Source organism: Rhodococcus sp. T7 (assembly GCF_009872365.1).
Lineage (GTDB): Bacteria > Actinomycetota > Actinomycetes > Mycobacteriales > Mycobacteriaceae > Rhodococcus_F.
In genome coordinates this window covers 507,887-515,994 of the sequence record NZ_WXYH01000389.1, presented here as the reverse complement: position 1 = coordinate 515,994, position 8,108 = coordinate 507,887, and the positions used below count along the sequence as shown (strand labels likewise).

Genomic DNA, 8,108 nt, shown 5'->3' with positions numbered 1-8,108 from the left:
CGGCATCGTCGCCGACCTGATGGGCATGCACGCCGCCGTCTGGGCGGCCGCCGCCGTCAGCGGCGCCTGCGCCCTCGCCGTCGCCGCCCGCATGTACGAAACCCACCCCAAACCCATCCGCACCAGCACGCAGCGTGCGCCGAAGCGTTGATCGCCTCACCCGGAAAATGCGCCTCGGGTCAGCCCCCGAGTGCCGTCCGCGCTAGTTCGGCTGTGCCGGTGATGCTTCCAGACGCTGCTGGAGGGTAGCCAGATTGCTCGGCATCTCCTTACGGGCCTGTGGGCGCGGCCGCGGCTGGGACCACGCCCGTGTGGAGGACCTGGAGGACGGGGAAGACTGGCGGCTGCGCGGGCGGGGCAACGTTCGGCGGATCGGCGGGGCGAAGTGGGTTCGGGAACTGGCGGCGCTGCGCATGCTCTACGAATGGGCCGCTGCCCGGGGGCATGTGGCGGCCATTCCGGTGCGGTTGCGGGCGGTGCGCACGCGCGACGGGGCGCCGGTGCAGGTTGCGGAGTTGGCACCCACGGATGCGCGTTCGTCGAACGTGAAGTGGTTGATCCCCAGGGCTTTCCGGCTGTGTCGGGACGTCGGTTTGCGCGGGTACGGCGCGGACGGCCACCCGGATGGCTCGGGGCGGGGCCGCAACGACGGGCGGGACGCGGCGTTCGCGGAGGTGTTGTTCGCCAGCGGGTTGCGGCGTCGTGAGGCCGGCACGCTGCTCACGGTGGAGCTGCGGACACGTCAACTCCCGATCACGGTTCGAACGGCCGATTCCGGCCGTCTCTTGGCGGCGTAGTAGGTGCTCGGCGCGATCGCGGCATCGGTATCTTTCAATGTGTCGCAGATCGGCTGGACGCCGTGTTCACCTTTGAACTGGTCGATGAACTCGACCTTCACCTGTGGTGGCGGTCCATTGACGCGAAGAAGGCCGAAGCCTGCGTGAGGGTCGAGTTCGCTCGGCGTAGCACTGTGACTTCGCGTTCGAGTTCGGCGAGTCGGGATGCATCGTCACTCGTGGTCCCCGGACGCAGGCCCTCGTCGATCTCGGCGCGTTTGACCCACGTCCGCATCGGGGTGAACCCCGAGTTGGTCAGCGACGCGCTTGTAGGCGCCGGCCAGTGGTCTCGGGGTCTTTGCGAGCGTCGATAGCCATCCGGGTGGCGCGTTCGCGCAGCTCGTCGCGGTACTTCCGTGTGCGACCATGTGGATCATCCTCCCGGGTCTTGGATGTCTCCATCAAACAGGGCGGAGCACTTTTGTGTCCGGTCCGCATGCTGGGCGGGAGTCACAGGGTAATGGTGGTGGTGGCGTCCACCGCGTACTCGGGTTGGTTCGACATCGCCTTCATGGTGAGGTTGAACGTGTAGATTCCCGTTGCCGGCTCGTCGATCACGAAGACCAGCCACTGATGGTCGACCGGGCTGGTATCGCTGATCGAACTAGTGGCCCAGGGGCTGCGGGAGTCGGCTTTTACGGACTTGCCGTTCGGGGAGGTGAGGGTGAAATTGGCGATAGTGACGCCGTAGCCGAACCGGGCGCATTCTTCGGTGCAGGTCAGGGACACTTCGGTCCACAGCTCGTACTTGTTCTGTTCTCCGGCCTGGTAGCTCGGCCAGAGGAACGCCTTGCTCAGCTCGATCCGAACTTTGTCGCTGAATGTTTGTCCCACCGGAATGCCCCGCGGCTTCAGGCTTTCGACATCTGCGTCGGCGGCGAAGGGGAGCCGGGTCGTGTTGCTGTCCGGCTCGCCGTAGACCAGCACCAACGAGTCCAGGATCTCCTCGAGGTCGGCGGATTCGTCCGTGCTCGTCAGCGAAGCCGTCGCGGTTCCCGTTCCTTTCCCGAATCCCGCTATGTTCGGGTTGTCAAAGGTGGCCTCCACCACCTCTCCCCCGTCCACCTCGAGGTAGCCCGTGTCGGGCGCGGTGTTCTTCACGCCGACCAGGTTTTCGTAGGACAGCGCGAGGTCCACCGTCGTCCCACCGCCCTCGGGTGTCGCCGTCACGTCGTCGACGGTGATCTTGAACCCGCCGTACCAGCCCGTTTTGTCGACTGCGCGCTCGACGGCATGACCGGATGCGGCGTCCGTCGTCGCTGCCCTGGTCACGCCGACGCTCTTGGTCGTCGTGGGTGCCTCCGGGCTCGTGGTGGCGGAGGGGCTGTCCAGCACGGCCGTACCCGCATCCTCGCGCCCGCATCCAGTCACCGCCAGAATGCCTACTGCGATCGCAGATGCAATCTTCCATGACAGTGTCACGATCTTTCCTTTCCGAGAGGGAGGTGCCGGCGGAACAGTTGCCAACCGGCATCTATCGACTTGCTGACTTGTGGGGAATCCCCCGTAAGGTCCTGGAAATCCTGAAATGTGTTGCCTCAAACGAGATCCGTTTCGACGGGCTGCGACCGGCGACCGTCGAATCGACACACAAGAAGCATCACCCGATAGATATGGGTGCCGTCACTCGAGCCGAAGGCATCGTTTCCACAGCCGTCAGGGATTCCGCGCCGATCAACGCGTATAACCCTCGCCCGAACAGGAACGGGGTCTTCGAAAGTCTGGTGGAACAGGTCCAGCTCGGCGCGGTCACTGTCACATACGGGCAATCGAATTCCCTGTTGATATCGCCGAGACGGCAGCCCGGAACCAACTACGGTGGGGCATGTGCCTGCTGAGCCCGCCGGTATCCTGAGCGATCCCGTTGCCGGTCCCGCGCCGAGACGCGCACTCCACCCAACAGTCTGGAAACCGATCGCGTACCGGGTACAGCGCCTTCGCGCCACCGGTTTCGGAGACGCCGCGAGAAAAGGACGGAGCGAGTCCCATTGATGCGCTGCCGGTGCGGGGGTGAGAGCTCGGCACCGAGGTAATGCTCTCCCGGGCACCACGGCCGGGCGGCTCCTCCGGCGATGCCTTTACCCGCTCCCTCCCGCTGCGGCACCCTCCCCCACAGACAAAACGCCCAATTCATGTCAGTCCCACCGCCGCCGTGGACGTGGTGATGCGGACGAGGACCAGATGGTTGCTGCTGCGAGGCCTGCCAGGATCCGCCGTGCCACCTGCGGGAATTGTTCCCGGACCGGATCAGGCTCGCAGCTGAGCAACCTCCAGTTCCAGCTCGACGAGCCGGCGGTGCAGCGCCTGGATACTGGCCATGCACACACCGTTGGCGTCGACCATGTTGATCCGGCGGTCCGTGGAGCCGAGCCCGAAGGCGGCCGCGAAATCCTGGGCCATCGGGCCCATGTGCCGAACCGAGTGGTGGTCGAACCCGTAGGTCCAGATGCTCACCGGCAGTGCGACGACGCGTTCGAGCACCTCGTTGACGCCGACCGGTTCGGGCCGGGTACTGCTCACCCCGCGTCGCCGGGTCAGTGCGGAATACAGCCACATCACCGGGTGCCGGGAACGGCCGGCCAAGCGGGCACTCAGACGCCCCCTGCCGGTGTCGATCCACCGGCCGGGGGCCTCTGGAAGCGCTGCGACGCTGGGTTCCCGATGTGATTGGCCCTGTGTGCGCTGAGCACGTGCGTTGTTGTCCATGATGTCGGAGACCTGAGTCACAGCCTGCTCACACTCAATCAGTGAGCGGCGTGACGTCGTGCTTGATGGTTGCGTCGCTGGGAATGCCCAGCAGCCAGAAGATGTACGAGACGATCCATGGCATGATGATTCTCCTTGATAGTTGTTCCGCTAACCCCTGATTGGGGATCCGGGTTCGGTTGGACACCTATAACTTTGAGGCACCACCGCACCGAAATCCATCATCATCAGGGGGGAAAACACTCACCCTTCGGTGAGCACCGATCTTCTCGACGGTATGATTTCCGGTCGATCACTCGATCAGTCTCGTAGACAACGTATTCCCGTCGACCACAACGTCGGAAGGGGGTGATTGCACGTCTTCGACGTCATGCTTGGCATCCGCAGGACCAACCGGAGGGTGCTTCCGCGATATGCGTCTCCGGTGTCACAGAGCCAGGTGGCTCGCGGGCGTGGACGTCGTCCGGCGCCGCTTGCTGCCGGACTTCGGTGAGCAGGAACGCCACACTTCGTGCACCGCCACCTCGTCGTCGGTCAGCGGGCGGCCGGGTTCGATCGCCGACCGTACCGGTGCGGACGCACCGCTCGCCGTCGGTGCGCGCGGGTGTGGGACCACGACGCCGTAAGTCCGCACCGATGCCGCTGCCGCCTCGATTACCTCCGGAAGTACCGCACTGCAACCGGGCCGACGCCCCGACACGTTATTGCCGACCGCTTCACCGTCTGGGCCACGTTCACTGGGCAGGCGACCGCCGGCCCGACCGGCACCTATCCGACCGCGATCTCCCCACCCGCAGAGCCGCCAACAGGCTCGAATCGCCGCGGTTCGCGAACAATGTGACAGCGCCTGAGAAGTGCATTTTCGCTCGCAATTCTCCTACGCGGTTACACATTTCATCGTCTGTACCGGCTCGGTTGCGCCAGCATGGCACGGTACCCGCAGCAGAGCGCCAGACGAACCGTGACGGCGACAGCGTCTCCACCTCGCGCAACGCGCCGTAGACATCGGACGGGGTGGCGCCGCCGACGTTCGCTCTCCCCGACCAGCTGCTCTGCGGTTGAGCAGCACCACTCACCTATCTGTTCGTCGGGCGGCCCGCCGATAGCGGCGCCGGCGGCCCACACGCGACGCGCCGATAGCTGCGGCAAGCCCCGCTGCCGCCGCGAGCGACACCGTCACCACCAACGTGGTGACGGTGGGCTGGCGACCCAGCAGAACCCAGACGGCGCCGACGACGGAGACAGCCAGGGCGGCCGCGCTCACCGGCACACCGATCGTTCCGGAGATGCGGCGTCGACCGCGCCGCAGCGACCGCAGGAAGGACTCCAGGTAGGCAATCGAAAACAGGAACACGGCGGCGACGCCGACGGCGACCGCGGTCGTCGTGGCAGGCTGCGTGGTATCGACCGGGAACCGCCAGGTGTCGGTGACCTGACCGGCTTGCATCAGCGAGAGCTCACCGGTGAACTCGCCGGCCGCAACGTATCCTCCGCCGAGCGGGGGCAAGGTCGCCACCGCGCCGTCAGGGGCCGGAAGAAGCGGCGCGCTCTGCGTCTTCACCTCCCGATCCAGCACACCGAGCGTCACGAATGCAGTGTCCGCGGGCACGGGCCCGGCTATGGCCACCGTCAACGGCTCGGTCAGATCGACGACGGGTTCTGCCACCGCCGGATCGATTCCCGCGATGCTCACCCTTCCCGGTGGCGGTGTCTGACCGTCGACCGGTGCGCCCAGGCCGAGGAGGGCAACGCCGATCGCGGCGACGGCGAGGCCGGCAGCGATGAGCAGCGGTACCCGCGCCGGCGGGATCTCCACCACCGTCCGCACCGGCACCAGGTCGGTGTCGGACACGTCGGCGAGACGCACTCCCGCGGTGTGCACGGTGATCGACGGACGAACGACGGGTGGCGGGGGTTCGGTGGCGCGAGGCTCTCCGGACTCGGTGCGCGGCGGTCGTTGCGTCGCCGTCGGTTCGGTCGTCGGTGGTGGTGTTGCGAACGGTTCCGACTCTTGGGCCGACGATTTCGCCAGTGGTCGTGTCACCGGCAGGGAGGGATGCTCCCCCTGCCCTCCCTCGGTGAGCGTGGGCGACGGCGCAATTCCGATGCCCGCCGCCGTGACGATGGTGTCGGCGCCCATCACCGGTATTCCCTCCGCGGCCAGCCACCCCGGGCCCCATCGGCCGGTGGAGGCCCCGGCCAGCGCGATCCCGAAGTCCTCTGCCGTGGGATACCGATCGGCCGGATCGGTGGCGAGCCCCCGCATCACCACCTCGGCGATCGGGTCCGGAACCATCGGCGCAACATCGAGCAGCTGTATCGGCGAGTCGAATGCGTGCTGGAACAACTGCGCCATCGCATCCCCCGCCTCCGGGAACGGCAGCGCGCCGGCCAGGAGCTCGTAGAGCATCGTCGACAGCGCATAGACGTCGGTCGCCGGTGAGAGTTCTCGGCCGCGGGCCTGCTCGGGTGCAATGTAGGACGGTGTGCCGAGAACATCGCCGGCGCGCGTCGCCAGCGTCTCGTCGCCCCCGACCACCTTGGCGATACCGAAATCCGTCACCTTGACCGCCCCCGACGCGGCGAACATCAGGTTCTCGGGCTTCACATCACGGTGCAGAATCCCCCGATCGTGCGCGGCCTTGAGGCCCGCGGCGCAGGCGAGCGCGACGGCGACCGCGGAATGCGCATTGAAGCCGACACGGGTGAACGTGCTCCACACCGTTCCGCCGGGGAGCAGCTCCATGACCAGCAGACAGAGGCCGTCGTGCTCGACAAAGTCATAGACAGGGACCACATGCGGGTGGTCGAGAGAGGCCAGCAACCTGCCCTCGGCGGTAAACCGACGGCGAACATTGGGATCGGCGGCGAACGAGGGTGGTAGCTGTTTGATCGCAACCGGACGCCCGAGCGCCCGATGTTTGCCGGACAGCACCACACCCCATCCGCCCCGGCCGAGTTCCCCGCCGATCTCGTAGGCGGGAAGCGACTCACTGACCAAGTCGGTGTCGGTGCTCATCAGAGTGCCTCAGCGCTCGTCGTGGTCGGTGAGGGTTCGCCGGGTGACCGGAACTGTCCGCTGGGTGGCGGGTGGCTGCGCCGACTGCGAGTCGTCTCTCACGTCATCGGGCAGATACTCCTCGTCCAGGATGTCCTCGTCGTCGTCCTCGTCGTCCTCCGCGGGTGTCGGTGTGAGGTAGCCCAGGATGAAGAACCCGACCGCGAATGCCGCAGCAACCGTGATCCACCGTTCCGTGGTCGGCACCCAGACCCGCGCGACCGACAGGGTGAAGACGAGCACCAATCCGAGTCCGATGCCCGGCGTCAACAGGCGCAGCCCGCGCCGCCACCGGTTCAGCGGTAGCCGTCCCCTCCCGATCGCGAGCGCGACATCGACGATCGCCAACACGGTCAAAATCGCCAAGGCCAGGCCGAACAGGCCGTAGACAGATACAACGGAGCCTCGCACATCGGTGACCGTCGGCAGATCCGCGATGGTCGCGCCGCTGTCGTCGATCACGGCCACATTGCCGTTGATCAGGCCGGTGGCCTGACCGTCCAACCCCGTCAGGTCGAGCACATAGGTGACGGTCTCCGTCGCCCCGGTCTCCACCGTAAGCGCCACCGAGGTGTGATACGCGAAGAAACTCAGTCCGAGGACATTCCCGGAGAGGTGTATCGCACCGACGTTGAGGGGATCGGTCGAGTCGTTGGTGATCGTGACGCTCACGTCCGCAGAACCCTGCGGGTCGAGACGAACGGGGTGTTCTTGATCGGCTGTCGCGATGTCCTGACCGTTGATCGTCGCGGACATCAGCACAGGTTGCGCCGCGGCCGCGGGTGCTGCGGAAAGTCCCAGGGAGCCGAGCACCACGGCCAGCATCGCAATCCATCGGAGTCTCATCTGTCCTCCTCGGTTGTGGAGGGTACGGGCAGCAGACGCCGCCGGTAGATCAGCAGACCCATCAGCAGAAAGAACACGATGATCACCAGTGTCGAGGTGGACCCACTGGCCTGGCTCACGAGTACCACGTCGAACGCCGCAGTGAGTACTGGTCCGCAGTCGGCCTCCACCTGGTAGCGACCGACGCTGGCCGGCCCCGCCGCGAGCGGGGCCTCAAACGCCCCGGCACCGTCCGCCACGACCTGCCCCGCCGATTCACCGCCCACCGACATCCCGACAAGCGACCCGGACGGGCAACCCTGGCCCATCGCCGTCAACTCGCCACCCGGCTCGACAACCGGGCTGCTGAGCTGCAGTCCCTGCTCAGGCTCCTCCACCGGGGCGGATGGAGGAGCGTCACCGTTCGCCGGGAGCGGCAGCGACGCCGGCGGCGCCGGGAGCAACGGCGGGTCCGGTGCCGGCGACCCGGGCGTTGTTCCAACCTCTCCAGGTCCACCGTCCTCGGGTGGTGTTCCTCCGCCAATCTGCGGTGGCGGGCACAGCTCCGGCACCTCCGGACACGACGGCTCCGGCTCAATGATCGGCGGCGGGCACAGCTCCGGCACCTCCGGACACGACGGCTCCGGCTCAATGATCGGCGGCGGGCACAGCTCCGGCACCTC

6 protein-coding genes and 2 pseudogenes are annotated in these 8,108 nt (G+C 66.7%); 2 read left to right on the top strand and 6 right to left on the bottom strand.

All coding sequences use genetic code 11. The features are described from left to right. A pseudogene (locus MLGJGCBP_RS53940) lies at nt 1-151 on the top strand (MFS transporter); the annotation flags it as partial. Nucleotides 152-311: 160 nt separating this feature from the next. Continuing rightward, complete coding sequence (locus tag MLGJGCBP_RS46435) at nt 312-797, top strand: hypothetical protein (RefSeq protein ID WP_007297330.1); 486 nt, start codon at nt 312-314, stop codon at nt 795-797. Nucleotides 798-1,286: 489 nt separating this feature from the next. On the opposite strand, the gene MLGJGCBP_RS46430 is transcribed toward MLGJGCBP_RS46435, so the two are convergent. The 6 genes and pseudogenes from MLGJGCBP_RS46430 to MLGJGCBP_RS52750 all read right to left on the bottom strand — a co-directional run. After that, nucleotides 1,287-2,258 carry a hypothetical protein gene (locus tag MLGJGCBP_RS46430; RefSeq protein ID WP_236581346.1) on the bottom strand — a complete coding sequence of 324 codons (972 nt, stop codon included), beginning with the start codon at nt 2,256-2,258 and terminating at the stop codon, nt 1,287-1,289. A gap of 825 nt (nt 2,259-3,083) precedes the next feature. Next, entirely contained in the window at nt 3,084-3,542 is a 459-nt protein-coding gene (locus tag MLGJGCBP_RS46425; RefSeq protein ID WP_236581347.1) for a tail fiber domain-containing protein, read from the bottom strand. 427 nt (nt 3,543-3,969) lie between these two features. Beyond that, nucleotides 3,970-4,158 (bottom strand): hypothetical protein, encoded by a 189-nt coding sequence (locus MLGJGCBP_RS46420; protein WP_160098815.1) that lies wholly within the window; start codon nt 4,156-4,158, stop codon nt 3,970-3,972. A 456-nt stretch (nt 4,159-4,614) separates the two neighbouring features. Beyond that, nucleotides 4,615-6,561: a serine/threonine-protein kinase gene (locus MLGJGCBP_RS46415; protein ID WP_007297334.1), complete on the bottom strand. Its 1,947-nt coding sequence runs from the start codon at nt 6,559-6,561 to the stop codon at nt 4,615-4,617. Nucleotides 6,562-6,570: 9 nt separating this feature from the next. Continuing rightward, nucleotides 6,571-7,446, bottom strand: a complete 876-nt coding sequence (locus MLGJGCBP_RS46410; RefSeq protein ID WP_236581350.1) for a hypothetical protein — start codon at nt 7,444-7,446, stop codon at nt 6,571-6,573. Next, a pseudogene (locus MLGJGCBP_RS52750) lies at nt 7,443-8,108 on the bottom strand (hypothetical protein); the annotation flags it as partial. The pseudogene MLGJGCBP_RS52750 and the gene MLGJGCBP_RS46410, both read right to left, overlap by 4 nt.